Annotated in this window: 29 protein-coding genes; 13 read left to right on the top strand and 16 right to left on the bottom strand. The window is 68.5% G+C overall.

Features of this window, described 5'->3' with window-relative positions:
• Positions 1-104: 104 nt before the first annotated feature.
• Positions 105-401 carry a hypothetical protein gene (locus tag AC1DNF_RS21535; protein WP_478150656.1) on the top strand — a complete coding sequence of 99 codons (297 nt, stop codon included), beginning with the start codon at positions 105-107 and terminating at the stop codon, positions 399-401.
• 11 nt (positions 402-412) lie between these two features.
• Here AC1DNF_RS21535 and AC1DNF_RS21530 read toward each other — a convergent pair whose 3' ends face one another.
• The 3 genes from AC1DNF_RS21530 to AC1DNF_RS21520 all read right to left on the bottom strand — a co-directional run bounded on the left by AC1DNF_RS21530 (position 413) and on the right by AC1DNF_RS21520 (position 2064).
• Positions 413-1267, bottom strand: coding sequence for a hypothetical protein (locus AC1DNF_RS21530; RefSeq protein WP_478150655.1), 855 nt, complete (start codon positions 1265-1267; stop codon positions 413-415).
• Positions 1268-1413: 146 nt separating this feature from the next.
• Entirely contained in the window at positions 1414-1650 is a 237-nt protein-coding gene (locus tag AC1DNF_RS21525) for a hypothetical protein (protein WP_478150654.1), read from the bottom strand.
• A 192-nt stretch (positions 1651-1842) separates the two neighbouring features.
• Positions 1843-2064, bottom strand: a complete 222-nt coding sequence (locus AC1DNF_RS21520; protein WP_478150653.1) for a helix-turn-helix domain-containing protein — start codon at positions 2062-2064, stop codon at positions 1843-1845.
• A 375-nt stretch (positions 2065-2439) separates the two neighbouring features.
• On the opposite strand from AC1DNF_RS21520, the gene AC1DNF_RS21515 reads away from it, so the two are divergent.
• From AC1DNF_RS21515 to AC1DNF_RS21505, 3 genes are all read left to right on the top strand, one after another.
• Positions 2440-2817: a hypothetical protein gene (locus AC1DNF_RS21515; RefSeq protein ID WP_478150652.1), complete on the top strand. Its 378-nt coding sequence runs from the start codon at positions 2440-2442 to the stop codon at positions 2815-2817.
• On the top strand, positions 2814-3392 hold the full coding sequence (locus AC1DNF_RS21510) for a hypothetical protein (RefSeq protein ID WP_478150651.1): 579 nt from the start codon (positions 2814-2816) through the stop codon (positions 3390-3392). Before AC1DNF_RS21515 ends, AC1DNF_RS21510 begins: the two co-directional genes overlap by 4 nt.
• A 75-nt stretch (positions 3393-3467) precedes the next feature.
• Positions 3468-4265, top strand: a complete 798-nt coding sequence (locus AC1DNF_RS21505; RefSeq protein ID WP_478150650.1) for an alpha/beta fold hydrolase — start codon at positions 3468-3470, stop codon at positions 4263-4265.
• Between the two features lie 376 nt (positions 4266-4641).
• Here the strand turns inward: AC1DNF_RS21505 and AC1DNF_RS21500 are convergent, their stop codons facing one another.
• Both AC1DNF_RS21500 and AC1DNF_RS21495 read right to left on the bottom strand, forming a co-directional pair.
• Positions 4642-4842, bottom strand: a complete 201-nt coding sequence (locus AC1DNF_RS21500) for a short-chain dehydrogenase (protein WP_478150649.1) — start codon at positions 4840-4842, stop codon at positions 4642-4644.
• Positions 4843-4966: 124 nt separating this feature from the next.
• A complete protein-coding gene (locus AC1DNF_RS21495; RefSeq protein ID WP_478150648.1) occupies positions 4967-5269 on the bottom strand; it encodes a putative quinol monooxygenase in 303 nt (100 codons plus the stop codon).
• A gap of 110 nt (positions 5270-5379) precedes the next feature.
• Here AC1DNF_RS21495 and AC1DNF_RS21490 point away from each other — a divergent pair, with 110 nt between their 5' ends.
• Positions 5380-6342 carry a GlxA family transcriptional regulator gene (locus AC1DNF_RS21490; protein WP_478150647.1) on the top strand — a complete coding sequence of 321 codons (963 nt, stop codon included), beginning with the start codon at positions 5380-5382 and terminating at the stop codon, positions 6340-6342.
• 13 nt (positions 6343-6355) lie between these two features.
• Here AC1DNF_RS21490 and AC1DNF_RS21485 read toward each other — a convergent pair whose 3' ends face one another.
• The 3 genes from AC1DNF_RS21485 to AC1DNF_RS21475 form a co-directional block, all read right to left on the bottom strand.
• The gene (locus AC1DNF_RS21485; protein ID WP_478150646.1) at positions 6356-7045 is read right to left on the bottom strand and encodes a DUF4124 domain-containing protein; all 690 of its coding nucleotides are present in this window, start codon (positions 7043-7045) and stop codon (positions 6356-6358) included.
• 64 nt (positions 7046-7109) lie between these two features.
• Entirely contained in the window at positions 7110-9824 is a 2715-nt protein-coding gene (locus AC1DNF_RS21480; protein ID WP_478150645.1) for a C1 family peptidase, read from the bottom strand.
• Between the two features lie 221 nt (positions 9825-10045).
• Entirely contained in the window at positions 10046-11011 is a 966-nt protein-coding gene (locus AC1DNF_RS21475) for a GlxA family transcriptional regulator (protein WP_478150644.1), read from the bottom strand.
• Positions 11012-11140: 129 nt separating this feature from the next.
• Here AC1DNF_RS21475 and AC1DNF_RS21470 point away from each other — a divergent pair, with 129 nt between their 5' ends.
• The 3 genes from AC1DNF_RS21470 to AC1DNF_RS21460 are packed head-to-tail and all read left to right on the top strand — an operon-like array spanning position 11141 to position 13500.
• Positions 11141-12139: an SLAC1 anion channel family protein gene (locus tag AC1DNF_RS21470; RefSeq protein ID WP_478150643.1), complete on the top strand. Its 999-nt coding sequence runs from the start codon at positions 11141-11143 to the stop codon at positions 12137-12139.
• 22 nt (positions 12140-12161) lie between these two features.
• Complete coding sequence (locus AC1DNF_RS21465; RefSeq protein WP_478150642.1) at positions 12162-12491, top strand: DMT family transporter; 330 nt, start codon at positions 12162-12164, stop codon at positions 12489-12491.
• 49 nt (positions 12492-12540) lie between these two features.
• Positions 12541-13500, top strand: coding sequence for an acetamidase/formamidase family protein (locus tag AC1DNF_RS21460; RefSeq protein ID WP_478150641.1), 960 nt, complete (start codon positions 12541-12543; stop codon positions 13498-13500).
• On the opposite strand, the gene AC1DNF_RS21455 is transcribed toward AC1DNF_RS21460, so the two are convergent.
• Complete coding sequence (locus tag AC1DNF_RS21455) at positions 13448-14755, bottom strand: MFS transporter (protein WP_478150661.1); 1308 nt, start codon at positions 14753-14755, stop codon at positions 13448-13450. The two genes, AC1DNF_RS21460 and AC1DNF_RS21455, sit on opposite strands and share 53 nt — an antisense overlap.
• A gap of 267 nt (positions 14756-15022) precedes the next feature.
• Between AC1DNF_RS21455 and AC1DNF_RS21450 the strand changes: the two genes are divergently transcribed.
• Positions 15023-15322, top strand: a complete 300-nt coding sequence (locus AC1DNF_RS21450) for a hypothetical protein (protein WP_478150640.1) — start codon at positions 15023-15025, stop codon at positions 15320-15322.
• A 28-nt stretch (positions 15323-15350) separates the two neighbouring features.
• Here AC1DNF_RS21450 and AC1DNF_RS21445 read toward each other — a convergent pair whose 3' ends face one another.
• Both AC1DNF_RS21445 and AC1DNF_RS21440 read right to left on the bottom strand, forming a co-directional pair.
• Positions 15351-16316 (bottom strand): Bug family tripartite tricarboxylate transporter substrate binding protein, encoded by a 966-nt coding sequence (locus AC1DNF_RS21445; RefSeq protein WP_478150639.1) that lies wholly within the window; start codon positions 16314-16316, stop codon positions 15351-15353.
• Positions 16317-16345: 29 nt separating this feature from the next.
• Positions 16346-17485 (bottom strand): iron-containing alcohol dehydrogenase, encoded by a 1140-nt coding sequence (locus AC1DNF_RS21440; protein ID WP_478150638.1) that lies wholly within the window; start codon positions 17483-17485, stop codon positions 16346-16348.
• Between the two features lie 208 nt (positions 17486-17693).
• Here AC1DNF_RS21440 and AC1DNF_RS21435 point away from each other — a divergent pair, with 208 nt between their 5' ends.
• Together AC1DNF_RS21435 and AC1DNF_RS21430 are read left to right on the top strand one after the other, a co-directional pair.
• Complete coding sequence (locus tag AC1DNF_RS21435; protein WP_478150637.1) at positions 17694-18473, top strand: enoyl-CoA hydratase-related protein; 780 nt, start codon at positions 17694-17696, stop codon at positions 18471-18473.
• Positions 18474-18504: 31 nt separating this feature from the next.
• The gene (locus AC1DNF_RS21430) at positions 18505-19722 is read left to right on the top strand and encodes a CaiB/BaiF CoA transferase family protein (protein ID WP_478150636.1); all 1218 of its coding nucleotides are present in this window, start codon (positions 18505-18507) and stop codon (positions 19720-19722) included.
• 24 nt (positions 19723-19746) lie between these two features.
• Here AC1DNF_RS21430 and AC1DNF_RS21425 read toward each other — a convergent pair whose 3' ends face one another.
• Positions 19747-20691 (bottom strand): transcriptional regulator GcvA, encoded by a 945-nt coding sequence (locus AC1DNF_RS21425; protein ID WP_478150635.1) that lies wholly within the window; start codon positions 20689-20691, stop codon positions 19747-19749.
• A 146-nt stretch (positions 20692-20837) separates the two neighbouring features.
• Between AC1DNF_RS21425 and AC1DNF_RS21420 the strand changes: the two genes are divergently transcribed.
• On the top strand, positions 20838-20960 hold the full coding sequence (locus AC1DNF_RS21420) for a hypothetical protein (RefSeq protein ID WP_478150634.1): 123 nt from the start codon (positions 20838-20840) through the stop codon (positions 20958-20960).
• Here the strand turns inward: AC1DNF_RS21420 and AC1DNF_RS21415 are convergent.
• The 4 genes from AC1DNF_RS21415 to AC1DNF_RS21400 all read right to left on the bottom strand — a co-directional run bounded on the left by AC1DNF_RS21415 (position 20937) and on the right by AC1DNF_RS21400 (position 24656).
• A complete protein-coding gene (locus AC1DNF_RS21415; RefSeq protein WP_478150633.1) occupies positions 20937-22265 on the bottom strand; it encodes a carbohydrate porin in 1329 nt (442 codons plus the stop codon). The genes AC1DNF_RS21420 and AC1DNF_RS21415 overlap by 24 nt on opposite strands.
• A 55-nt stretch (positions 22266-22320) precedes the next feature.
• Positions 22321-23022 carry a VIT1/CCC1 transporter family protein gene (locus tag AC1DNF_RS21410; protein ID WP_478150632.1) on the bottom strand — a complete coding sequence of 234 codons (702 nt, stop codon included), beginning with the start codon at positions 23020-23022 and terminating at the stop codon, positions 22321-22323.
• Positions 23019-23570: a cytochrome b gene (locus tag AC1DNF_RS21405; protein WP_478150631.1), complete on the bottom strand. Its 552-nt coding sequence runs from the start codon at positions 23568-23570 to the stop codon at positions 23019-23021. The genes AC1DNF_RS21410 and AC1DNF_RS21405 overlap by 4 nt, the downstream gene beginning before the upstream one ends.
• Before the next feature lie 105 nt (positions 23571-23675).
• Complete coding sequence (locus AC1DNF_RS21400; protein WP_478150630.1) at positions 23676-24656, bottom strand: DMT family transporter; 981 nt, start codon at positions 24654-24656, stop codon at positions 23676-23678.
• A 131-nt stretch (positions 24657-24787) separates the two neighbouring features.
• Between AC1DNF_RS21400 and AC1DNF_RS21395 the strand changes: the two genes are divergently transcribed.
• Positions 24788-25666 carry a LysR family transcriptional regulator gene (locus tag AC1DNF_RS21395; protein WP_478150629.1) on the top strand — a complete coding sequence of 293 codons (879 nt, stop codon included), beginning with the start codon at positions 24788-24790 and terminating at the stop codon, positions 25664-25666.

The raw sequence follows: 25666 nt of genomic DNA, 5'->3' as shown, positions 1-25666 counted from the left end.
AACCACGTCTTCGCCAACCTCGATGCAGTCGAGGACGCCCTGACAAGCGGACTCGTCGCCCTGGAATCCAATCCAACGCGAACCCGTTCAATGACTGGGTTCAAATGGATAACTTCTATATCTTTGAACGCAAGTTAGTATCAGAGCTCGGGACGCGCGTCTGGCGCAGCCTGAAGAGCGATGTGCGGCTGAGCGCCGACGCGCCCGCGCGGCTGCAGATCTATCTGGGCTACGGGCTCGGCGACAGCCTGGCTCCGAGCCACCGCGTGCTGGCCGAGGCATTGCCGCCAAGCCACGTGTTCACCGCGCGGGGCGGACACGGCTGGGATCCCTGGCTGGGCCTGTGGCGCCGGATGCTGGCCGCGTCGCAGCTGCCGCGCTGCGCGGGCTCGGCCGACTGAGCGCAGCCGCTCTACGCGCCCCCCGGCGGGTCTGCGGGTGACTTGCGCAGCGACTGGAGCAGCGCCTTCGAGCTTTCCTCGAGTTCGTCGATCGACGCGAGCAGCGACTGCCCCGCGTTTCTCACGACCTCGTCCGCGGCATCGATGGCCTTGCCCAGGACATCCAGCCCGGCGTTCAAGCGGCTGATCTTCGCGCTGCTGGCCGTGGCGCCGCGCAGCGCCTCGATCTCCTTCTCGACCGGCGACTTCATCAGGGCCCTGAAGAGCTTCTCGAACTTGCTGTAGCCGGGGAAGGTGAGTCCATCCTTGATCGCGTCATGGACCTTGTTCGCCACCTCCTTGGCGGCCCCGGCGAGATTGAGGCGCTGGCCCGGCTTGCCGTCGAGGTAGGCCAGCAACAGCTCGTCATAGGCGATCAGGACCGAGTGAACCTGGAGTACCGCCGTGCCCGCGTCCAATCCCCACTCGGCCTGCGTGAAGCGATGAAGGCGCGAATAGCGCACGAGGTTCTGCCGGTCTTCCGGGGACTGGCCGCCGCCGGCCTCCTCGATCGACACCAGGTCGTTCGCGACGTAGCTCGTTTCGTTCATTGCCCCGGCGAAGACCTTGAGGATGGCGTCCGCCTTGACATTGAGCGCGACCAGCCGGTCGTTCAACCCGGTGGTGCTCGCCAGCGCCGCCCGGGCTTCGGCGGCGAGCGGCGACGTATCGCCGGAGCTGCTCGTCGGCGTCAGGATCTTGACCGCGTCATCCCTTGCCTTGCGGCACTCGTCGGCAAGCTTCCTGGCCCCGGGCGCCAGTGCGCTGACGTGATCCATCAGCAGGGTCGCTGCCGCGCTGAGCGACTGGATTGCTTGATCGTTCATGAGGCCGCTCCATCGAACGCATTCGCGCCATCATGCCTCGTTCCGGCAGGCTTACACAGTGGGAACCGTCCCTGCGTCGATGGTCGGCCCGGCGCCCGTGGCTACGGCGGCCGGAATACTGCGGACGCGGCGCGCACCGCGCGTCGTCAGGAGTTCGCCTGCGTCTCGGGTCGCCGGCTCGCGCCGAGGGCGTAGACGGTTGCCTTCTCGTCCTGGCCCTTGAGGGAGCTTGCAGCCTCCCCGAGCGGAAGGTGCGCCGCGCCATAGATCTCGCGCTCCAGTCGCTTGGCACGCTCGGCGTACATGCGCGCCAGGGCGCCATGGTGTTCGGCGGCGGCCTGGTGCTCGACGCGCGCGAGGTGCGCTTCTTCGAGAAGCGTCATGACGCGCCTCAGGTGGCTGTTGGGATTGGGTCGGAAAAAGCCGAGCATCGGATCCTCCATCAATGAAGCCTGCAGATACGTCTTGTAGCTCCGATTGCAGGGGCTGTGCTGTAGGTACAAGCGCTTACGTGTTGCGAAAGATCCCTCGACTTTCCCAACTCCTTCCACCGCGACCATCACTTTCGCCGCGATTCAGCTGTCTCGAATTCGTTCGAACAACTCGAATACCGTCATGCCCAGCGCGTTCGCGATGACTTCCATCGCATTCAACGAAGGATTCGCCCGACCGTTTTCGATGCGGCTCAGATAGGTCTGATAGAACCCGCACCTCTCGCAGAACTCCACTTGACTGGGTCCCATCGCGATGCGCATGTCGCGCACGCACCTGCCGAATCGCTGAGCCAAACTTTCCATGGCGGCGACTCTCGGCCCAGTCCGAGGATTCGCATAACCACTAATTCATATACGCACTAATTCGCATAGCCGAATTAATTGACGTCGTGGCACCGACAATTCGGTGGAATGCGACAGCAGTGCGTTCAGTTGCTCCCGACGCCTTCGGCTTCGACCGGCCAGCGTTGCGCCGCAGTGGTGTCACCCACACGGCAAGGCGAGCGATATGCCATCAGCAATTCAGGGAGAAGAAGGCGATGTATCTCGCAAGGAAGTGGTGCGCGCGTGTTCGACGCACGGGCAATGTCCGGAAACGTTATCGGCACCGGGCCAGGCGACCCCCAAAGCGGCCGCATATCGAAGTGAGGCCGCGATTCAAACTCCATTGAGGCGCACGTGCCCGTCGCACTGCTACGTCGCATCGCGCGCGAGGAGCTTCCAGTCGTCATCGCAGGCAACTGGGAAGTCGACGTCATCCGCATCCTCGTGCTGGCCGGTCACCTGAAGGCGACCATCCCGCCCGAGGTCCGCACGTTGAGCGGCATCCATCAGCCGCCGGCCACCGTCACGGCGATCATATCGCTCGGCCGCATGCTGCTTCAGTCTTTTCCTCCCGGCCGTGCGCCGGCCGGGGCGCGGCCGCTGGCCGTGAGCGCCGGGTTACAGCTGAAATCCCCCGGCATGGATGCGACACAGACCTGCAACCCCGGCGCAGGACCATCGCGGCTCACGCAGACCTTCACCCACCCCTGGAAAAGTGAGCCGCAGCCATGAACACCGCCCCTTCGCCCCACCTCCTCCTCGCCCGCAAGACGGCGCTGCTGCGAAGGCCCACGCTCCTCGGCCCCTCGGCCCGGCACGGGCTGCTTCGCCCGGTGTTCGCCCGCGTGGTGCCCGGCGAACTGGCGCATGCGGCGCAGCATGCCGCCGGCATCGAAAGCCCGAGTCTCGCGAAGGGAGACGACCATGAATTCCTGCAACTGCTCGCGGCCTACCGCGCCAGCGGCGGATTGGCGCCCGGCGCGGAAATCGCCGCGCGCCAGCCGGGCGGCGGTATCTCCGGGCTGGGGCGCCTGATCGCCGCGAAGAAGGTGTTGAGCTTCGAATGGAGCGCGACCACCTGGCTGCCTGTCTTCCAGTTCCAGTCCGGACAGATCGCCTTGCGCGAAGGCGTCCGCGAGGTGCTCGAAGCGCTGTCCTGTCCCGCGTTGGATGGCTGGGACATGGCGCAATGGTTCGTGCAGCCCAGCGGCTTGCTTGCCGGCGCCGCGCCGCTCGCGCTGCTGGGGGCCGACACCCCTGCGGTGATCGAAGCCGCGCGGGCTTACAGGTTCATCCTGCGCGGCTAGGGCGCGCAGCATCTGCGCTTTCATCCATCCATCCATCCATCCATCCATCCATCCACCTCAGGCACTTCGTCGACCATGATCTCCCGACGCACTTTCTCCGCCTCGCTGGCCGCCGCGGCCGTGAGCTCCCTTCATGCCGGGGCGGGCAACGCCCAGCCGGCGCCCGGCACCGGCAACGCCGCGCCCGCGATGCCCGCGCGTAACGTCGTGCTGGTCCACGGCGCCTATGCGGACGGCTCCTGCTGGGCCAAGGTCATCCCCATCCTCCAGCGCGCGGGCATGCGCGCGACGGCGGTGCAGAACCCCCTCACGTCGCTGTCCGATGACGTCGAAGCGACCCAGCGCGTGCTCGCCTTGCAGGATGGCCCGACGGTCCTGGTCGGTCATTCCTGGGCCGGCACGGTGATCAGTCAGGCCGGCATCGACCCCAAGGTCTGCGCGCTGGTCTACGTTGCCGCGCGCGCCCCCGATGCGGGCGAGGACTATGCCGCGCTGGCGGCCAGGTTCCCGACGCCGCCGGCCAATGCGGGGCTCGTCCGGTCCGGCGGCTTCGCGCAGTTGGGCGAAGAGGCTTTCCTGCGCGACTTCGCGGGCGACCTCGATCCCGTGGAGGCCAGGGTTCTCTACGCGGTGCAGGGTCGGATCTCCGGGACGCTCTTCGCCTCGCGGACGACCGCCGCCGCATGGAGAACCAAGCCCGCGTGGTATGCCGTCTCGACGCAGGATCGCACCACCTCGCCCGAGCTGGAGCGCTTTCTCGCGAAACGGATGAGGGCGCACACGGTCGAGATCGAGTCCAGCCATCTCTCGCTCCTGTCGCATCCGCAGGAGATCGCGGCGCTGATCCTGACGGCGGCGAACGCCGGTGCCTGAGAGGAGGGCGGCCTTGTTCCGATCGACACGGCCAAGAGCCCGCCATGTGCGTTGCCGCACGGAAGCGGCTTCGTTCGATTCATCGAGCCGCCCGCGGTGCATCAAGAGGCGGAGGACGACGATTTCCACCTGGTCCGTCTGAACATCGCCGACCTGAACCTGCTTGCGCTGTCACGGCGCATCTACGCGCAGCGAGGCGACAAGACCACCGCCGCGATCGCCATGGCCCTGGCCTCCGTGGCGCGGCGCCGGCGAATGGCTGCCTTGGCGCGCATTCGCATCCTTCGGGTCTATCGTGCGTGGCCGCCGCTGCGCAAGGCGGCTCAGTGGATCTGGCTGCGCCGATCAGCCCGGGAACGCGCCAGCCCTCACCCCTTCACCACTCGCCGAGTTCGCGCACCCGCTGGTCGAACTCGAGGCCTTCGAAGCGTTGCCGTGCGCGTTCCGCATCGCGCCGCCGCCGGCCGGTCATGGTGCCGAGCCGTTCAATGAAGGCTTGCACCATGCGACTGCGCGGCCTGGAGGCCGGCATCGCCATGCGCTTGGCCGGCCGGCGATGGCTGGTCGTGTTTCGCATGGTGTGTTGCTCCAGGAGTGGGATGGCAAATGATCCTCCCGAAGCGGATGCGAGCGTGAAGATGTTTCGTGAAGGAAGTGGTGTTTGAAGGGTGATTCGAGCGGCGGATCAAGCCGCCGCGCTATCAGGCAACGTTCTTCAGCCCCAGCACATCGATCTGCTCGATCGACGGCGGCTTGGCGAACAGATCCGGCGCCTTGGCCATCAAGGCCTGCGCGATCGGCCCTGTCAGATGCGCCTGCCGTCCTGCCTCGTCCTCGAACGCATCGAAGATGCCGAAGACGCTGGGCGACAGCCGCAGCGCGAACCAGATCGGCGTGGTCTTCTCCTGCTGCGCCATCGCGAGCCCGGCTTCGAGGAACTGCTGCACTTCGGCTTCCTTGCCCGGCTTGGCTTCGAGGCGGGCGAACAGTGCGTACTTGATCATGTGAGTCTCCGGTTGGTGCCGCGCGACATTGCGCGGCGCGAAGTCCAATGTAGTGAGCGCGCGGACCGGTGCCTATTGGCATTTTTGACATCTTTGATATCGTTCCGGCCATGAAGCTCAGCATCCTCGCGCTCGACGGCGTGTTCGATACCGGCCTGGCCACGGTGTCCGACGTGTTCAGCACCGCCAATGAACTCGGCGGCATGCTCGCGCTCGGCGTGCCGCGCTTCGAGGTCAGCGTGGTCGGCATGCGCAGGCGGGTGCGCACCATGCAGGGCCTCGGCGTGCCGGTGAAGACGCTGGCGCAGGCCGGCTCGCCCGACTGGCTGATCGTTCCGGCCATCGGCGACAAGATGCCCGAGGGGCTGGGCCTCGCGCTGCAGCGCCCCGATGTGGCCGATGCCGGGGCGGCGTTGCGCGACCATGCCGGCCGCGGCGTGAAGATCGCGGCGGCATGCATCGGCACCTTCGTGCTGGCGGAGTCGGGCCTGCTCGACCGGCATCGAGCCACCACCACCTGGTGGCTGGGCGCCATGTTCAGGCAGCGCTACCCGGCCGTGCGGCTGGACGATTCGCGCATGCTGGTGCACTCGGGCGACTTCATCACCGCGGGCGCCGCGCTCGGCCACGTCGACATGGCGCTCTGGCTGGTGCGCCAGGCCAGCCCGGAGCTCGCGAGCCTGGTGGCGCGTTACCTGATCGTGGATTCGCGTCCCTCGCAATCGGCCTATGTGATCCAGGATCACCTGGCCCATGCCGATCCGATGGTGGAGCGCTTCGAGCGCTGGGCCCGCGGCCGGCTGGCGGAAGGCTTCTCGCTGGACGACGCGGCGCAGGCGGCCGGCACCAGCAAGCGCACGCTGGCGCGCCGGACGCAGCAGGTGCTGGGCAAGAGTCCGCTGTCCTACGTGCAGGACCTGCGCGTGGAGCGCGCGGTCCATCTGCTGAAGACCAGCGACAAGAGCCTGGAGCAGATCGCCGGGTTGGTGGGCTATGCCGACGGCGTCACGCTGCGCGCACTGTTGCGCCAGCGGCTGGGCCGAGGCGTGCGCGAGGTTCGATCCAGCGGCTGAGCGCCGGGCAGGCTCAGCGCGAGGAGAGGGCGGTGCCGGCCCACTGGGGCGTGAGGCGGGCGCGCGCGTCATCGAAGCGGGCGATCAGGCGCGACCTCTCCGCCTCCTGCGCGACGATGAGGCGCGCCTGTGCCTTGAGGCTCTGCGCGTTGTCCTCGAGCTTCCGGCGCACAGCCGGGGGCGCGCTGGCGGGGGCCGCCTTGTAGAACTCCATCTCCTGGTCGATCTTGTTCCGTTCGGCTGCGAGCTCGGCAAGCCGCTCACGGGCGACGATCGCCACGGCCTCGCTCTGCGCCAGCGCTTCGGCCCGCTCGCGGTCGAGCGCCGCGGGGGTGGGGTAGCGCACGAGCAGGGCGCGTTCCTGGCGGCGCGCGTCGGCCTGCAGCCTGGCGGTCCATTCGGCCTGCCGGGCACGCTCTTCGCGCTGGGCGAGTTCGGCCTCCGAGAGACTGGGGCCGATCTTGCGCAAAGTCCCGCCGGTGGTGCGGAGCTCGCGCTGTTCGCGGTCCATGCACTCCGGGATGGGGCGGTCGGAACTCAGGCTGCGGCCGTGGGCGTCCTTGCAGCTGTACACGCCCGTACGCTGCTGTGCCTGGGCCGCGCCGCCGGCCATCAGCAAGATCCCGGCGACGAACGTGCCCGAGAAGCGCACGCCCAGCCTGAACGTGCGAGCGAGGCCGGATGGCGGGCGTTGTTCTTTCATGTAACCCATTGTAGTTACATGTAATACCAAAACGTTAGCGGCCCCGCAAAGAATGGCGCTTGTCCTACCGCGGCCGCGTCTGCAGGTCGATCTGGAGGCGCCGGTCGCGAAGGGAGGAGCCGGTGTGCTTGAACACCGGCTTCTCGGCGGCCACGCCCTCCACGGCGCCCCCGGGTGGGGCGAGCTTCGCGCCGGCAGCGCCGGCAGCGCCGGCGGCGATGCGCTTGAAAGTCGAGACCACTGTCTTCTGGTCGTCGTCGAAGTCGCCGTGGTGCATGGCCTCGGATGCTTCGAGCGAATCGCCCGCTTCGGTGTTGGGCGCCAGCACCAGCTGCGCGCCGTACTGGTCGAAGGTCTTGCGCAACGCGCCATCGAAGCTCTTTTCCATGCCCAGGATCGGAATGCCATCGCGAACGAGCGGAATCCTCTCCTTGGCCTCGAAGGCGTTCGACACCAGGTACAGGAGCGACTTGTTGTAGATCTTGGCGCAGTCGTCGTCCTGTTCGGTCTTGTCCTTGAGCGCATAGACGGCGAGCTTGCCGATCAACTTCTTCTGCATGGCCGGCACGTAGAACTGGTTGAAGAGGTCGACGGTGCAGGCCGGCGCCCACAGGGTGCAGGTCTCGATCTTCAGGCCGCGCTCGCTCAGCAGCTTGACGACGGGCCCGTGCAGGATGGAGCCGGCGCTGTGGCCCACCAGGTGGATCTCCAGATTCCTGTTCTGGGCGGCGAAGGCCTTGAGGTGATCGGCCACGAGGACGGCCGCGCCCCCGGCGTCGCCGGCCGCGAGGGCGTTCTTCTTCATCTCGTCCCAGGCCGCCTTGCCGGTGAAGACGCGGGCCAGGGGCTCCAGCGCATCGTCGAGGCGATCGAGCATGAAGTCCTTGGCGGCGTCCAGCGCGCCTTCGGGACGCCTGCGGCTCACCGCGTCCTGCAGGATGTTGGTGACGGTCGTCCAGTAGTCGGTGCGCCAGATGAAGGCCAGCGGGTACACGCCGCCGGCAAGCAGCGCCGGCCGGTATTCCGCCAGGCGCTGCACCGCGGCCTGCTCGCTGACGAGCCCGCCATGGGCGTAGAGCAGGATGCGTGTCCTGGGCCAGTCCTTGGTGACGCGCGGGATGTCGTCTTCGAAGATCTGCGCCAGCTCTTGCGGCCTGGAGCCATAGTTGCCGCCGGGCTTGAGTTCCCCGTTGTTGCCCACGCTCACAATGTGGGGCCGCAGGTCCGCGAACGAATAGGCGGCCGATTGCCCCGATGTGCTGGCGTGCGCCGTGGCGGTGGATTGGGTCTCGCGCAGGGTCACCGGCGCGCCCAGGCGCGCGACCCAGACGTCGGTGCCGTTGGCGAGCCAGTCGTCGTAGCTGATGTGCCCGAAGCCCGCCCGGCCCCAGCCCGGTCCCCAGGAGTTCTGCAGCCAGAAGCCGTCGCTGTCGTAGGCCACGATCGCGAAGGCATGGCCGCCGGTGATGGCGGGCGACTGGCTGATGATGCCGTCCGCGCCCACGGTGCCCCAGCCTTCGTGGACGGTCGAGGTCGCATACAGCGCGCCGACTTCCGAGATGGCCGCATGCATCGCGATGAGGTCCTTGTGATTGACGCGGAAGTAGGCGCCCAGCGGCCGGCGCGCGGCGTCGGCGACGCGCGCATCGCTCAGGCCCGGCTTGTCCGTCTTCGCCAGCTTGTAGGGATAGATCGTCTCCGAGCAGACCCCGTGCTTGTGCCAGCCCTTCATGGCGCCGCGCGCGCTGGAACCGGAATAGTCTTCGCCGGGCCATTCGTCATAGCGGCGCGCGAGGTCGTAGAACATGCGCGGGCTCACGGCCCTGTTGTCCGGGATCACGCGACGGCGCAGGAGCAGGTAGTTCGCCACGGTCGCCAGGCCGAAGCCGGTGCAGGCGCCTTCCTGGCCCTGGTCGAGGATGGGCACCTTGAACTCGAGGTATTCGCCCAGCGGGATGTGCGTCGGGACTTCGATCAATGTCGGCGTGTACATCAGATCGCGGAAGTCGAGTGTGTCGCGCCGGGCGTTCAAGTTGCGCTCGTCGGCGATGGAGCCGGGCTTCTTCCCCGGCTTGGCGGGCTTCTTCGGCGGCGGCGGGGGCGTGGCGTTGATCGCCTCGTAGCCGCGGTCCAGCGCGGGCGCGGCTGCCGCCGTTGGCTTGGGCGCCGGCGCCACCACGGGGCTTGCCGCACCGGCGGGAAAGGCCGGCGCCAGCACGAGCTTGGCGAGCTCATAGAAGCGCAGGCGCTGCGCCGCGCCGTTCTGGCCGCCGTTGATCCTCTGCGTGATCTCCGTGAAGTTGTCGGCATCCGCGAGTGCGTTCAGGCCCTTGCGCTGCCAGTAGAGGCCGGCGATCCTGAAGCCGACCTCCGGCGTGGCTGCCAGCGCAGGATTGCCCACGAGGTCCAGCCCCAGCAGGTCGCCGAAGGTCTTGTAGTTGGCGCGGCCCGTGACCTGGATCGGCCCGCGTCCCTTGAAGCGCTTGCCGTCACCCTTCTGCGTGTTGCCCAGCCGCGTGGCAAGCGTGCTCGGCGGCTCGTAGCGGGTCTGGGCCGCGGTGGGCCCCCAGATCTCTTCCATGAACTGGAACTCGCCCGACTCGTGCGCGAGCTGGGCGATGAACGCGGCGGTGCGCAGCAGGGTGTTGACCTCGAACTCGGCCATCGCGTCGTTCAATGGCGGGAGGTAGAGTGCGCGCTTGGCCTGGGAGGCGTTGCGCATGATCTGCGCGAGTTGAAGATCGGTCAGCATGCCGGTGGCCCTCGTTCCATGTTCCATCCGCCCCTTTCTTCATCTTGCGGTAACGAAGAGTGCGGGCGAAGTGCACGGAAGGCGTATGCCGGATGTCGGGCCCTGCTCGTCTTCGATCGTCTTCGATGTTCGCCACGGTCTGGCCGGGGAACAATTCGAGGACTGGCGCGTTGGCGCTCGCGAGGCTGCCTTCAGCCAGCGCGATGCCGGCCAGGGTGCCCGTCACCGTGTCCATCGATCGGTGCGGATCATAGGGGCCCCGGTCGCGCGAAGCGTTCGCGGTATTGCGTGAGGCTCACGCCCACGCGCCGCGTGAAGGCGCGTCGGAAGCCGTCCACGTTCGCATAGCCGACCTGGTCAGCCAGTCGCTTGACGGGCATGCCGGAGTCCTCGGCCAGGCGCCGCGCCGCGTCGATGCGGGCGTTTTCCACGAACTCAGCGGGCGTGCAGCCGGCCTCGCTGCGGAAGACACGGGCAAAGTTCCGCTCGCTCATGCCGGCGCGCGCGGCCAGGGCCGGCACGGACAGGTCGGCCCTCAGGTTCGCGACCACATGGTCCTGGATCTCCCGGACGCCCGAGCGCTGCGCGGTCTGCGCCGCCAGATGGGCGCTGAACTGGCTTTGGCCGCCGGGCCTCTTGAGGAACATCACCAGTTCGCGCGCCACGCGCAGGGCCAGCTCGCGCCCATGGTCTTCTTCCACCATCGCCAGGGCGAGATCCATGCCGGCAGTGACGCCCGCCGATGTGAAGAGCTTGCCGTCCTTCACGAAGATCGCGTCGGGTTCCACGTGGGTGTTGGGATATTGGGCGGCCAGGCGGTCGACCGAGTTCCAGTGCGTGACGACGCGCTTGCCCTCCAGCAGGCCCGCGGCGGCCAGCACGAAGGCGCCGCTGCACACCGAGCCGAAGCGCCGCACGCTGCGCGACTGGCGCCGCAGCCATTCGTGCAGCTGCGTGTCCTTCGCGATCTCGTCGATGTGGGGGCTGCCGGCCACGAGCAGGGTGTCGATCGCGCTTCGATGCTCGGCCACCGTTGCGTCGACGCCCAGGCGCAAGCCGCTGCTGCCGTGGAGCACGCCGGGGACGGTGGCGATCACCTGGGTCTGGTAGGCACGCGGCTTTCCGAGCTGACGCGATGCCTCGGCGAACACATCGGCGGGCCCGACGACGTCGAGCAGTTGGACGCGGGGAAAGGCAAGGATGGCGACTCGCATGGGTGTCTCCCGGCGGCCTTGGCCGCGGCGGCTTTCATATTGGCAGGAAAGGACGGACCTGGACGAAGCCATGCCCGTGAGGTTGGCTGAAAATCAAGTGTACCGACATATTCAGCCAAGGAGTCCTTCATGTCCAGCCCGCCCCTGAGCCCTCCGTTCCCGGTCTATCAACCGCCTGCGCGTGCGTCGATCCGGAACCTGCCAGTGAATCTCTTCGGCTCGGTCATGGGCCTGTCGGGGCTGGCGCTCGCGTGGCGGCTCGCGCACGGGAGCCTGGGTGCGCCGGCCGTCATCGGGGAGCTGATCGGCGCGTTGGCGCTGGGTGTGTTCGTGCTGCTCGCGCTGGGCTACCTGGCCAAGCTCGCGATGCACGCCGATGCGGTGGCCGCCGAGTTTCGCCATCCGGTGGCGGGCAACTTCTTCGGCACCATCGCGATCTCGATCCTGCTCTTGTCGGCCGTGATCGCGCCCTACAGTGCCGTCGCCGGCCACGCGGTGTGGGTGGTCGGTCTTGTCGCGACGTTCGGTCTGAGCTTCCTCGTGGTCTCGCGCCTGCTCAAGGGAAAGGGCGATGCCGCGCACGCGGTGCCCGCGTGGCTGATTCCCGGGGTCGCCACGCTCGACATCGCCGTGACAGGGGCGCATATGCCGATGGCCTGGGTGCAGGAGGTGAATCTCTTCGCGGGCGCGGTGGGCGGGGTTCTGGCGCTGGTGCTGTTCGTGATGATCATCGTCCGGCTGGTGCACCACGAGCCGTTGAGCATCGGCATGACGCCCTCCCTGATGATCCTGGTGGCCCCGTTTGCCGTCGGCTTTCTCGCCTACACGAACGTGGTGGGAGGGGTCGATCGCGTCGCCTCGCTGCTCTTCTACTTCGCGCTCTTCATGTTCATCGTGGTGGCGCCCAAGGTCTTCCGGCCCAGCGTCGAGTTCAGTCCGGGCTGGTGGGCCATCAGCTTCCCGATGGCCGCGCTCGTCAATGCCGCCCTGAAGTATGCCGAGGCGCGCGCGACCGGGCCGCTCTGGCTGGTCGCCCTGGTCCTCCTCGTGGCGCTTAGCGTTGCGCTGGCGGTGCTCACGGTGCGCACGGCGCACATTGCCCTCAGCGGAAAGCTGCTGAGTGCCTGATCGCAATCCACAGGAGCTAGCCGTGCTGAGCCTGGGCATGTCGTGGACGCTGGTCGTGATGGCCGGCGCGTTCGAGATCTTCTTTGCGATCGGCCTGAAGCATGTCTCGGGTTTCGAAAGGCCCTGGATCGCCCTGGGCACGGCCGGATCGCTGCTGGGCAGCCTCGTGCTGCTGTCGATCGCCTTGCGCCAGCTGCCGGTCGGCTCGGCCTATGCGGTGTGGACCGGCATAGGCGCGGCCGGCACCGCGCTGGTGGGCATCTTCGTGCTGGGCGATCCGGCCACCCTGGCAAGGCTGGTCTGCATCGCGGTGATCATCGGCGGGGTGGTCGGCCTGCAGATGGCCAGCTGAGGCGCCCGCTGTCATGATGCGTCTGCCCAGAACTCAGCCCCATCCTTTCATGACTCACCATCGTCTCGCCGCCAGCCCGGAAACCGTTCACTGGGGCTGGTTCGACGCCGCGCTCGAACCCGTGATTACCATCGACAGCGGGGACCGCGTCACCGTCGAGACGGTGTCGGGCGGCCCCGCCAACCTGCCGGGCGAGGGCTTCCACGTGCCACCGGAGCTCCTGCGCATCCACGAGAAGAGCCAGCGCCGGCTGCCCGGCCACATCCTGACCGGGCCCATCGCGGTACGGGGCGCGCAGCCCGGCGACGTGCTGGAGATCCGCATCCTGGACATCCGCCTGCGCCAGGACTGGGGCTACACCTTCATCCGTCCGCTGGCCGGCGCGCTGCCGAACGATTTCGCGACCGGCGAGCAGATGATCGTGAAGCTCGACCGCGAGCGCAACGTCGGGCGTCTGCCCTGGGGCACGGAGCTTGCGCTGCGCCCCTTCTTCGGCGTCATGGGCGTGGCGCCGCCGAAGGCCTGGGGCGGCATCTCGACCATCCAGCCGCGCGCGCATGGCGGCAACCTGGACAACAAGGAATTGATCCCGGGCACCACGCTCTACCTGCCGGTGCACACCGAGGGCGGGCGGCTCTCGCTCGGCGACGGGCACGGGGTGCAGGGCGATGGCGAAGTCTGCACGACGGCCATCGAGACCGCGCTCGAAGGCACGGTCGAAGTGGTCTTGCGCAAGGACCTGCATTGGACCTACCCGCACGCTGAAACGCCGACCCATCTCGTCACCATGGGCATGGACCCGGACCTGGACGACGCCGCGCAGGCCGCCTTGCGCCGCATGATCGACTGGGTCACCGCCCGTTCGGCGCTGACCCGGGCGCAGGCCTTTATGCTGATGAGCCTGGCGGCCGATGTGCGCGTCACCCAGCTGGTGAACGAGCACAAGGGCATTCACGTCATGCTGCCGAAGTCGGTGCTGGCCGCGCCTTCCCGCCCACAGGCGGCGTGAGCCGGATCAGGAAGACGGCGACGGCCGCCACGATGCAGGCCGCGCCCGCCGCGTACAGCGCGGGGGTGTAGGAGAACATCACGGTGCGCGCCAGGCCCGCGCCGTAGGCGGCCACCGCGCTGCCGAGCTGGTGCCCGGCGAAGATCCAGCCGAAGATCATCGCGCCGCGTTCCTTGTCGAAGGCCGCGCTGGCGAGCTTGACCGTCGGCGGCACGGTGGCGACCCAGTCCAGCCCGTAGAACAGCGCGAACAGCGACAGGCCGTACAGCGTGAAGTCCGAGTGCGGCAGCCACAGCAGGGACAGGCCGCGCAGGCCGTAGTACCAGAAGAGCAGCTTGCGGTTGTCGAAGCGGTCCGACAACCAGCCCGAGCCGATGGTCCCGATGAAGTCGAAGGCGCCGATCATCGCCAGCACGGATGCGGCGGGAACCGCGGCGAGCCCGTTGTCGCCGCACAGCGAGATGAAGTGCGTCTGGATGAGCCCGCTGGTGCTCAGTCCGCAGACGAAGAAGGTGCCGAACAGGACCCAGAAGGTCGGGTTGCGCGAGACCTTGGCCAGCACGGTCAGCGGTTCGAGCAGGGTCATGCGCCGTGCCGCCACGGCGGGTTTCGCGGCGCTCGGGTCGGCGCCATAGGCCGTGAGCCCGAGTTCTTCCGGCCGGTTGCGGATGAAGCAGAAGGCCAGGCCGGCGACGACCAGGCAACTCGTGAACACCGGCGCGATGGCGACGCGCCAGCCGAAGTGCTCGATCAGCCACGCGGCCAGCGGCAGGAAGACGAGTTGCCCGGTCGCGGAGCTCGCGGTCAGCATTCCCAGCACCAGGCCGCGGCGCTGGTCGAACCAGCGGTTGGCCACCACGGCGCCGAGCACCAGCGCCGTCAGGCCGGAGCCGAGTCCCAGCAGCACGCCCCACAGCGCCACGAGCTGCCAGAGCTGGGTCATGCGGGTGCCCAGCAGCAGGCCGGACGCGATGAGGACCAGGGCCGTGCAAATGATCCTGCGCAGCCCGTAGCGCTCCATCAGGATGGCGGCGAAGGGGCCCATGAGCCCGAAGAGCATGAAGCGCAGGGCCATGGCGGACGAGATCTGGTCGGTGGTCCAGCCGAACTCCCTGCTCAGCGGCCGCAGGAAGGCGCCCGGCAGGCCGAGCGCGGCCGAGGACACCAGCATCGTCAGGAAGGCGATGGCCATCACCACCCACGAGAAATGAATGCCCCGTCGATGGAGCCAGAGGGAAACGGGTTGAGCGAACATGTCCTGGTAGGGAAAGAAGATGGCGGCTTCGTGCCGGTCGACGAATATATAGATGATGCTTGTCATCAAAAAACATGTCAAGCGTCGTCGCACGCCGTTCCCTGGGGCCCGAAGGGCGCGGGGATGTGCCCTGAATCCCTCGGTCGCGCGAAAGCCCTCTCTTTTTCCCGGGCGCGTGGGCCTTATTGCACACCGCTCGCGATGGGCAGGCCGCTTTGGACGAACAATGCGGGGTCACCCCCGACGCATGCCATCGAAAGAACCACCTTGAACGACGACGAGCAATACATCACCCTGCTGAAGATCAGCGAATCGCATACCGAGGCGATCCGTGCGCTGGGCCTGGCGCTCCACGCCACGCAGACCGCGCTCAGCGGCGTGCTGCGTGCGCTCGGCGAACAGCCGCAGCTGCTCGAGTCCGTGGCGAGGGAGATCGGCGTGGCCGCCGAGCGCGCGCAGGCCGTGGGCCTGGGCTCGGAAGCGACGGACGACTTTTTGCAGAAGCGAAATGCCGTGCTCCATTCGCTGCTGCCGCCCAAATTGCGAGAGCGCGTGCAATTGCCCTAGTCGCGCCGCGCCGGACCGAGGGGCTTCCTCAGACGGTCACGTGGGCTTCCTTGACGACGCGGGCCCACTTCTCCTTCTCGACGCCGATGAAATCGACGAACTTCGCGGCCGGGCCGCCGCCGTCCTCGGCGCCGTAGCTCGCAAGCTTCTCGGCGACCTCGGGCATGGCCAGCACCTTGTTCATGTCCTGGTTCATGCGCTGCACCATGGCCGGCTGCATGCGCGCCGGGCCGACGAGGCCATACCAGGTGCTGGCGTCGAAGCCGGGATAGCCGAGCTCCGCGACTGTCGGCACCTGCGGAAAGGCGCTCGCCCGCTTCCCGCGCGTCTGGGCCAGCGCGACCAGATGGCCGCTGGCGACCTGCGGCGTGGCCGAGGTCATGGTCTCGAAGCTGTAGTCGATCTGCCCGCCGATCAGATCGGTGAGCATCGGCGCCGAGCCGCGGTAGGGCACGTGCAGCGCCTGGATGCCGGTGCGCAGCTTGAAGAGTTCGAGCGCGAGGTGCTGCGCGGAGCCCGCGCCGGAGGAGCCGAAGCTCACCGTGCCCGGCCTGGCCCGGCAGCGCTCGACCAGTTCCTTCACCGTGCGCGCGGGCTGCCTGGGGCTGCAGATCAGCAGGTTGGGCGTGACGCCGACCAGCATGAGGGGCGTGAAGTCGCGGTCGACGTCGTAGGGCAGGTTGGGATAGAGGCCGGGCGCGATCGCGTGATTGCTGATGTTGGTCATCAGCAGCGTGGCGCCGTCGCCCGCTTGCTTGGCGACGAAATCGGCCGCGATCACGCCGGCCGCGCCCGCCTTGTTCTCCACCGTCACTGGCTTGCTCCAGAGCACCGAGAGCTTCTGGCCGATCACGCGCGCCATGACGTCGGTGCCGCCGCCGGGCGGAAAGCCGACGAGGATGCGCACCGGCCCCTCGGGCAGCGTGGCCTGTGCGTGCACCCAGGGGGCGGACCCCGCGGCAAGCGCGGCGGTGAGGAAGTGTCGTCTCTGCATGGGCTTTGTCTCCTTCGTGTTGTCGGGTCTCACAGCGCGGCCGTGAGCATGGCTTCGTAGTCTTGGCGGCTCGCCTCGCGCGGATTGGTCTTGTGGCAGTGGTCGGCCAGGGCGCCGTCGATCGCGCGGGCGAAGAGATCCGCGCGCACGTCCATGGCGGCGAGGCCGGTGGGCAGGCCCAGGCGGCGGGTCATGCCGGCGATGGCAGGCGCGACATCGTCAGGCCCGGCGAGGTCCATCGCCTGCGCCATGCGGGCCAGCTTCTGTTCCTCGCGCATGGAGGGCGCCTCTGCGTTGAAGCGGATCACGGCCGGCAGCAGCACGGCATTGAGCGTGCCGTGGTGCAGCCGCGGGTTCAGACCGCCGAGCGAGTGGCTCAGGCTGTGCACGCAGCCCAGGCCCTTCTGGAAGGCGAGGGCGCCCTGCATCGACGCGCTCATCATGTTCAGGCGGGCCGTGCGGTCGGCGGGCGAGGCGGTCGCGGTTTCGATGTGCCGCCAGGCGCGCCGCAGACCGTCGAGCGCGATGCCGTCGGCCGGAGGATTGAAGGCCGGCGCCATGAAGGTCTCCATGCAATGCGCGACGGCATCCATGCCGGTGGCGGCCGTCATCAGCGGCGGCAGGCCGAGCGTGAGTTCGGGGTCGCAGATCGCGACGCGGGGCACGAGGTAGGGCGAGAGCACGCCGACCTTGCGGCCGTCGTCGAGGATCAGCACCGCGCCGCGGCCGACTTCGCTGCCGGTGCCCGCAGTGGTGGGAATGGCGATCACCGGCGCTGTGGCCGAGGTGATGCGCGCCGCGCCGCCCTCGATGGCGGCGAAGCGCTTGAGCGGGCCTTCGTGCGTGGCGCAGACGGCAACGCCCTTGGCCAGGTCGATCGAAGAGCCGCCGCCGAGCGCGATGACACCGTCGCAGGCCTGCGCGAGGTAGATGGCCACGGCCTCGCGCATCGCGCGCTCGGTCGGGTTGGAGGGCGTGCCGTCGAACACGGCATGGGGCCTGTCCGCGCCGAGCGCGGCGCGCACCCGCTCGAGCAGGCCGGCCGCGCGCACGCCGGCATCGGTCACGAGCAAGGGCCGGCGGATGCCGATGCGCTCGCATTCCTGCGCGAGCACGCGCAGCGCGCCGAATTCGATCTGGATCTGCGTGATGTAGTTGACGAGGGCCACGTTGTCTCCGTTGTCGCTGGGCTTGTGGGCCGAGAGTCTAGGAAGCGCGCCGCGGGCGGACAACGTGGAATAACTTGAAGCCTCGCCGAGAAATTTTCACAAGGGCGCGAGAGTTTTTCTTGAAGGCCTGCCCAGTTTTTTTCGTTTGGCGTGGACGAACCCCCTGCCTAGACTTCGCCGGTTCATCACATCCGGAGACAAGAACACCATGCCAGAGCCCATCCTCGTCGAGCGCGACGGGCACATCGCCACCGTCACGCTCAACAACCCCGACAAGATGAACGCCATGAATCTCGGCATGTGGCAAGGCTTGGCCGAGGCGATGGGCAGCCTCGGGGCCGACGACGCGCTGCGCTGCATCGTGCTGCGTGGCGCCGGCGGCAAGGCCTTCTCGGCCGGCGCCGACATCGAGGAGTTCACGCGTGCGCGGCAAAGCGCCGCGCAGGCTCGCGCGTACGGCGCGATCACGCACCGCGCGATGCAGGCGATCGCGGCCAGTCGGCATCCGACGCTGGCGCTGATCGAAGGCGCCTGCGTGGGTGGCGGGCTGGAGGTGGCGTCGGTGTGCGACATGCGCATCTGCGCCGCATCGAGCCGCTTCGGCGTGCCGGTCAGCAAGCTGGGGCTGACCATGTCCTATGGCGAGCTCGGTGGCCTGGTCGCCCTGGTCGGCAGCGCCGTGGCGCTGGAGATCCTGCTCGAGGGCCGCGTGTTCGATGCACAGGAGGCCTTCGCCAAGCGACTGGTCAACCGCGTGGTCGCCGATGCCGAGCTGGTCGAGCAGGGCTACGCCACCGCGCGCCGCATCGCACAGGGCGCGCCACTGGTGGCGCGCTGGCACAAGCGCTTCGTGCGGCGGCTTGCGGAGCCGGCGCCGCTCGGCGCCGCGGAAGCCGACGAGGCCTACCAGTGCTTCGACACCGAGGACTTCCGCATCGGCTATCGCGCCTTCCTGGAGAAGACGCGCCCGGCCTTCGTCGGCCGCTGAGCCCGCATCGCAACAACCGAGGACTTCCAACGTGACTCTTCCGCTCTCGCGAATCAAGGTGCTCGACGTCAGCCAGATCATGGCGGGCCCTTTCTGCTGCATGCTGCTGGGCGACATGGGTGCCGACGTCATCAAGGTGGAGACGCCGGGCGTCGGCGACCAGACGCGCAGTTCGATGGGCTTCCGGCTCAAGGGCAAGGACAGCGCGGGCTTTCTTGCGCTCAACCGCAACAAGCGCAGCATCGAGCTGGACCTCAAGAATCCGGCCGGTCTGGCGGCCTTCTACGATCTCGTCCGCGAGGCCGATGTGATGGTGGAGAACAACCGCCCCGGCGTGGCCGCCCGGCTGAAGATCGACTACGCCACGCTGGGCGTGATCAATCCGCGCCTGGTCTACGCCAGCATCTCGGGCTTCGGCCAGACCGGCCCGTGGGCCACGCGCCCTGGCCTTGACCTGATCGCGCAGGCCATGACCGGCGTGATGAGCGTGATGGGCCATCCCGGCGCCGCGCCGGTGAAGTCGAGCGTGCCGCTGGCCGACCTGGGCGCGGGGCTGTTCGCGGCCTACGGCATCCTCAGCGCGGTGATCGGTCGCGAACACACGGGCAAGGGCCAGTACATCGATGCCTCGCTCTTCGAGACGGCGCTGGGCCTGTCGGTGTGGGAGTCGGCCGAATACTGGGGGACGGGCGAGTTGCCGGTGCCCATCGGCAGCGCCAACCGCATGAGCGCGCCCTACCAGGCGGTGCGCGGTTCGGATCGCCACTTCGTGATCGGCGCGGCCAACCCGAAGCTGTGGAGGGCGTTGTGCGGCGTGATCGGGCGCGAGGAACTGGTGGCGGACCCGCGCTTCATCGACAACGTGGCGCGCATCCGCAACCGCGAAGCCTTGATCCGCGAGATCGAAACCGAGTTCGCGCGGCGCCCGGCCGACGAATGGGTCGACGCGCTGCTGGCCGCCGGCGTGCCCGCCGCCCCGATCTACAACTACGCCGAGGCGCTCGCCAGCGAGCAGGCGGTGGCACGCAACATGGTGATGGAGATCGATCATCCGGTCGAAGGCCGCGTCAAGGCGCTGGGCTTTCCCGTCAAGCTCAGCGGCACGCCGCAGCAGGTGCGCCATGCGCCGCCGCTGCTGGGCCAGCACACGGAGGAAGTGCTGGGCGAAATCGGCCTGAGCGCGGCGCGCATCGAGGCGCTGCGCCTCGCCGGGGCCTTCGGCCCGCAGCGCGCGGCCGTGGCGGCCTGAGGGCGGCGCTGCTCCAATGAACGCTCAGGCCAGGGCATCGTCCGCGGGCGCCGCATGCAGCATGCCGTCACGTGCAAGTTCTTCGCGCACCCACTCGACGAAGGCGACGATGCGCGCATCGCGGATGCGCTCCCGCGGAAAGACGATGAAGTAGGAGAACTCCACCGGGAGGGGAATATCGAAGGGGCGCACGAGTACGCCGTCGGCGAGGTCCTTGGCGACCCAGTGCTTCTTCGCGAGCGCGACGCCCAGCCCGTCGGCCGCGGCGCTGATCACCAGGTGGCTGGGCCAGAACGACGGGCCGCGGCTCGCATCCACCTGCGTCGCGCCCGCGTGCGCGCACCACATCGCCCAGTTGGGATTGCTCACGTCGGCATAGGTGCTCTCGTCGTGCAGCAGCGTGTGATGCCGAAGATCGTCGGGCGTGCGCAGCGGATGCGGCCCTTCCATCAGCGCGGGACTGCACACCGGGAAGATCTCCACCGGCAGGCACAGCTCGGAGTACAGGCCGGGGTAGATGCCGCGGCCGTAGCGGACAGCCATGTCGAAGTCCTCGCGAGTGAAGTCGACCATGTGCTTGGAGGTGGAGATCTTGAGATCGATCTCCGGATGCGCCTGCATGAAGCGGCGCATGCGCGGTATCAGCCACTTGGCCGCGAAGGTCGGCGGCAGGTTCATCTTGAGCGAGGGCACGCCCTGCGATTGGTGCAGTTGGTGCGTGGCGTACACCAGCTGCTTGAAGGCCTCCTGCACGCCCGGCAGGTAGGCCTTGCCCGCGGCGGTGAGCAGCAGCGACTTGGTGTCGCGCACGAACAGCGCGATGCCCAGGCTCTCCTCGAGCGTCTTGATCTGGTGGCTGACGGCCGATGGCGTCACGAACAGCTCGTCGGCGGCGCGCGTGAAGCTCAGGTGCCGGGCGGCGACCTCGAAGGCCCGCAGCGGGTTCAGTGGGGGGATCTGTCGTGACACGGCGGGGTCTCCTGATGCGGCCCGGCATTCGGGGCGCGAGTCGACGAGTGTGCAGCAGGCGGCTCCACGCCTTTCCTCTCGGTTCCCCGCGGGTGTTCTAGTCGAAGGTCGAGACTGTTGCGTCGCTTGCGCTCAAGCTCAAGTGGATGAGCGAACAGCTGATGCGGGATCTTCCGACCCTGTCCGCGGCCGGGCGGCGCTTGCGCGAGCAGGAGCTTGCCCAGGCCGAAGCCGCATTGCGCAGCCTAGAAGGCAAGCTCGAAGCGTAGCTGCGCGACCCATGCATTCGACAGCATGGGGTCGGTGTTCGGATGCCTGACGTATTGCAGGTCGGGCTGCACGGACAGCCATTTCGTCAGTTGCGTCAGGTAGCTCAATTCGATCGTGGTCTCGGCGCGCGAGACAGGCTGCCCCAGCGCCTGCTGCGCGTTCAAGTACGGCGAGCCGTTGCGCGCGCTCGCGATGGAGATGCCGATCTGATCCGAATCGCGCCCCGGAATCCAGCCGGTGCCGACGAGCCCGCCGCCGACGTAGGATCCGAAGCGATTCGTGGCCGTGCTGGCGAGGCCCAGTTGCGCGAAGGCGGAGAGGGTGCGCTTCGCGTCAGGCTCGCGGCCCAGGATGCGCGCCTCGCCGACTGCGTATCCGCCGGAACTGGGCCGGGGCAAGCCCGGGCCCTGGACCGGGTCGGGCGGGCCGATGTCGGGATACCTGCCGGTATAGCGCCACAGCCCGAACGCCAGCTTGTCCACGTAGGGCGGGAGTGCCGAGAAGCGGCCCAGGCTCTGCCGCGCGCTCGAGGGGTCGTCCTCGGCGGCGTTGGGCCGCGAAAGAAAGGCCGCCTCGGCGACGCCGAGCAGGCCGTCGCCCGAGCGGAACAGGCCGTTCGTGCCGTCCGGCCTGACCACGGGCACGCCGTCGAGCACCGCCGCGCGCAGCACCACGCCGGGGGCCGGCTTGGCGGAGATGCGCACGCCGGCGGAGGTGCGCGGAAAGATCGAGGGGCCCTCCACGCCGCTTTGCGCGAACTCGGGTCCGATGCCGAATGAACTGTTGAGAAAGAGGCCCGCCGACTGGAGGCGGTAGAACTCGCTGTTCAGGTCGTAGATGCCCGCCAGTAAGGACACGCCGGAGCCCGCGAAGTTGTGCTGTACCCAGAGTTCTTCGATGTGGGTCCCGTGCGGCCCCTCGATGTTGCTGACGTTCTGCGCGACGCCGGCCAGCGTGCTCGGGCTCGCGTTGCTGCCATGGATGTCGAGCACGTCCGCGAAGGCCGTCGTGCCGGGCCAGGGCGAGTCCGCGGGCGCCTTGGCCAGCAGGCGAAGATGAAGATTGCCCACGTAGGCGCTGCCGGTGCGCGTGCCGCCCCGCACCACGCGCGCCGCCGTGCCGTCGTAGGTCAGGGAGGGGCTGAAGACCGGATCGGGGGCGGCCGCGCCCGCGTCATCGGCAGCGGCGGCCGGGCCGGCGAGAACGCCGAGGCAGGCATACGCGGCGAGGCCCATCAGGGAAGGAGCGAGGGCGCGGCAGAGGGTGCGCCGCGGACGGGCGGCACTGCGCCGGGCAGAGGGCATGGCGTGCTTCATCAAGGAACTGCTTCAGACTGTCGAACGGTTTTGTTTCGGCGGGCTAGATGGCGACGCCGACCAGATACCCGACGCCCCAGGTGATGGCCATGGCCAGCGCGCCCCAGAAAGTGACCCGCCAGGCGGCGACCCACACGGGCGCGCCTCCGGCGCGTGCGGACACCAGACCCAGCGCGGTCGTGAAGACGAGAGAGGTCACGACGACCAGGATGGCCAGGGCCGCCGAGGGCGACAGCGCGGCCACCAGCAGCGGCAGCGCCGCGCCGACAGCGAAGCTCGCGGCCGACGCGAAGGCCGCCTGTACCGGTCGGGCGCGCGAAGCGGGCACGATGCCGAGCTCGTCCCGCGCGTGCGCATCGAGCGCGTCATGGGCCATCAACTGCGCGGCGACCTCCTCGGCCAGGGCCGGCTTCAATCCGCGGCCGACGTAGATGGCCGCCAGTTCGCGGTGCTCGCCGGTGCCATCGGCCGCCAGTTCGGCAACCTCCTTTTGCAGGTCCGCCTTTTCGGCGTCGGCCTGCGAATGCACCGAGACATATTCGCCCGCGGCCATCGACATCGCGCCTGCGACGAGACCCGCCACGCCGGCTGTGAGGATGCTGCCGGTGGTGCCATGCGCGGCCGCGACGCCGAGGACGAGGCTCGCGGTCGAGACGATGCCGTCGTTGGCGCCCAGCACGGCCGCGCGCAGCCAGCCTGCGTTTCCGTTGCGATGACGCTCGCGATGTCGAGCGAAGTGCATCATTTGCCGGCCGCCGGCAGCATCCGCTTCAGGACGGCGTCCTTGAGCACATAGTGGTGGTACAGCGCCGCCAGGGTATGCAGACCGATCAGGTAGTAGCCGATCGTGCCCAGTGTCCGATGGATCGCTTCCAGGCTGTGCTCAAGGTTGCGGTCCTTGGCGAGCAATGCGGGAAGCTCCAGCCCGAAGAAGGGGATCGCCATTCCGGCCGAGCTGAGCGTGAGCCAGCCCAGGATCGGCATGCAGAGCAAGAGTGCATAGAGCGCCAGATGCGTCAGGCCGGCGATCCTGCGCTGCCATGCGGGCGTCCCCGGCAGCGTCGCGGGCACGACGCCCGTCAGCCGGGCCGCGATGCGGACCAGGACGACCGCGAGAACGCTCAGCCCCATCATGAAATGCCAGTGTTCCCATGCCCGGGCCGGAGGGGAGTTCTCGGGGTAGAAGTTGCTCAGGTTGATGCACGTATAGACGGCGATCAGCTGCAGCACCATCAACCAGTGCAGGCCGATGGACAGGGAACCGAAGCGGTCCGGTGTGTTTTTCCAGCTCAAAGAAGTGCTCCTCGATCCAAGGGTTGCCGAACGCCGGGCTCTTGTTCGAGGCGCCACTCTCGCAGCGCTGCGTTTCGCTCCGGTTGCGCTAGTTTGAGGGATATTTCAGCTGCATCGTGCGGGTGTTGCAGATGAAATACGGCCTGGCGCGCCGCTGCGGGCGGCGACGGCAGCACCGGTGCGGCTGCTCGCCGTATGGATCAGCAGCGCCCCGATCACCATGGCCATGCCCAGCAGTTCGTTGGCCGATGGCAGCTTGCCCTGCGCCACGCTCATGAGCAGCGCCGACACCGGAACGAAGTTCAGGAAGGCCGTGCCCGTCACGGCGCCCAGGGTGCGCACGCCGTGGTTGAAGGCCAGCACCGCGAGGGCGGAAGACATCAGTCCGACATAGACCAGTACATGCCATGACTGCTGCAGGCCCGCCGCGCTCGGCACCCGGGCCAGGCCGAGGCCGGTGGCCGCCAGGGCGCCGACCAGCAGCAAGGGCCACGAGGCCAGCACCGTCAACGCGCTGTACTCGACGACATCGAGCCTGTTGGCGAACTGGGCCGCGCCGCGCGTGTACCAGACCCAGCCCAGCGTGCCGACGAAGGCCACCGCGTCGCCCGGGGCTGTCGATGCGCCGTGCTGCCCGCCATGGGACGAGAGCGCGCCGGACACGATGACGACCCCCGCCAGCGCGAGCAGGCTGGTGAGCAGCGTCGAGCTCGCGGGCCGCACGCCGTCGAGCGCCCAGCGCAGCAGCTGCGTGGTCATGGGCGTCGTCGCCATGATGATGGCGCCGTGCGAGGGCACCGAATGCGCCAGCCCGGTCAGCAGCATCACGCTGAAGATCCCGAATCCGGCCACGCCGCGCAGGGCCAGCGGCAGTGCGTGTTCACGCAGCCTGCGCCACGGCGCGGCGCCGCGCGGAACGAGCAAGGACACGAAGACGATGGCGGAGAGGCTGTAGCGGATCAGCGTGAACCAGACGGGGTCGACCTCGTGAAGGATCCCCTTGCTGACCAGGAACATGCCGCCCCATGTGGAGGTGGCGAGGAGCAGCGCTGCGATGCCGAGCGTGCGTGCGTTGGTTTGGAGCATGACCTGCCTTTGAGCTTGAAGCGATGAGGCAAGGATGGAGGCGCGGGCCGGTGATGACCATTCGTTTCTTTGGACGGGGGTCTCCACTTTTGCGAACGCGGGCGCCGCCCGATGCGCTCACAATTTGCGCCATGGAGCTCTATCAACTCAAGACCTTTGTGGCGATCGCCCGCGAGGGCAGCCTGACCCGCGCGGCAGAGCGCGTATTCACCAGCGCGCCGGCGGTGAGCGCGCAGCTCAGGGCGCTGGAGGACGAACTCGGCGTGAAGCTGTTCGAGCGCACGCCGCGCGGCATGACGCCCACCGAAGCCGGACACAGGCTGCTCGAGGAAGCGGAGCGCACGCTCGCCTCCGCAATGCGCATGCGCTCGGCGGCGGAGCAGATACGCGGTGCGGCGCAGGGCGTGGTGCGCTTCGGCACGGTCGTCGACCCGGTCGCACTGCGGCTCGGCGACGTGCTGGTCAAGCTGGCCGAGCGTCATCCGCAGGTCATGCTGCAGCTCCAGCAGGGCCTGTCGCACCAGACGATCGGCGCGGTGCGGCGCGGCGAGCTGGACTGCGCCTATGCGCTCAGCGATGACGAGGAGGTGGATGGCCTGGAGCTGCGGCGCCTGGGCGTCGTCGACCTGGTGGTCGTGCTGCCGCTCGCGCTGGCCGGCGGACGTCCGGACATGAGTCTCAACGAGCTGACCGGTGCGCCGTGGGTGGGCACACCGCCCACCTGCATCCTGCGCACTCACCTGGACCGCCTGTTCGCGAGCGCTGGCCGCGAGTACCGCCCATCGATGACCTCCGACAGCGAGAGCGCCACGCGCAGCATGGTCGCGAGCGGGATAGGCGCCGGGCTGCTTCGCCACGACCAGGCGCTGCAGGCCGAGCGCAATGGCGAGTTGAAGATCTGGCCGAACTGGCGCTCGCACAGCTGGCTGTGCTGGGTGGCGCCGGCCGGGGTCAGGCCGACGGCGGCGGTGGATGCGGTGCGCGGCGCGGTGCTGGAAGCCTGGGCTTGA

The organism is Variovorax sp. 01T432 (assembly GCF_056398605.1).
Note: the sequence above shows the minus strand (reverse complement) of the source record. Positions and strands in the feature narration are given on the sequence as shown.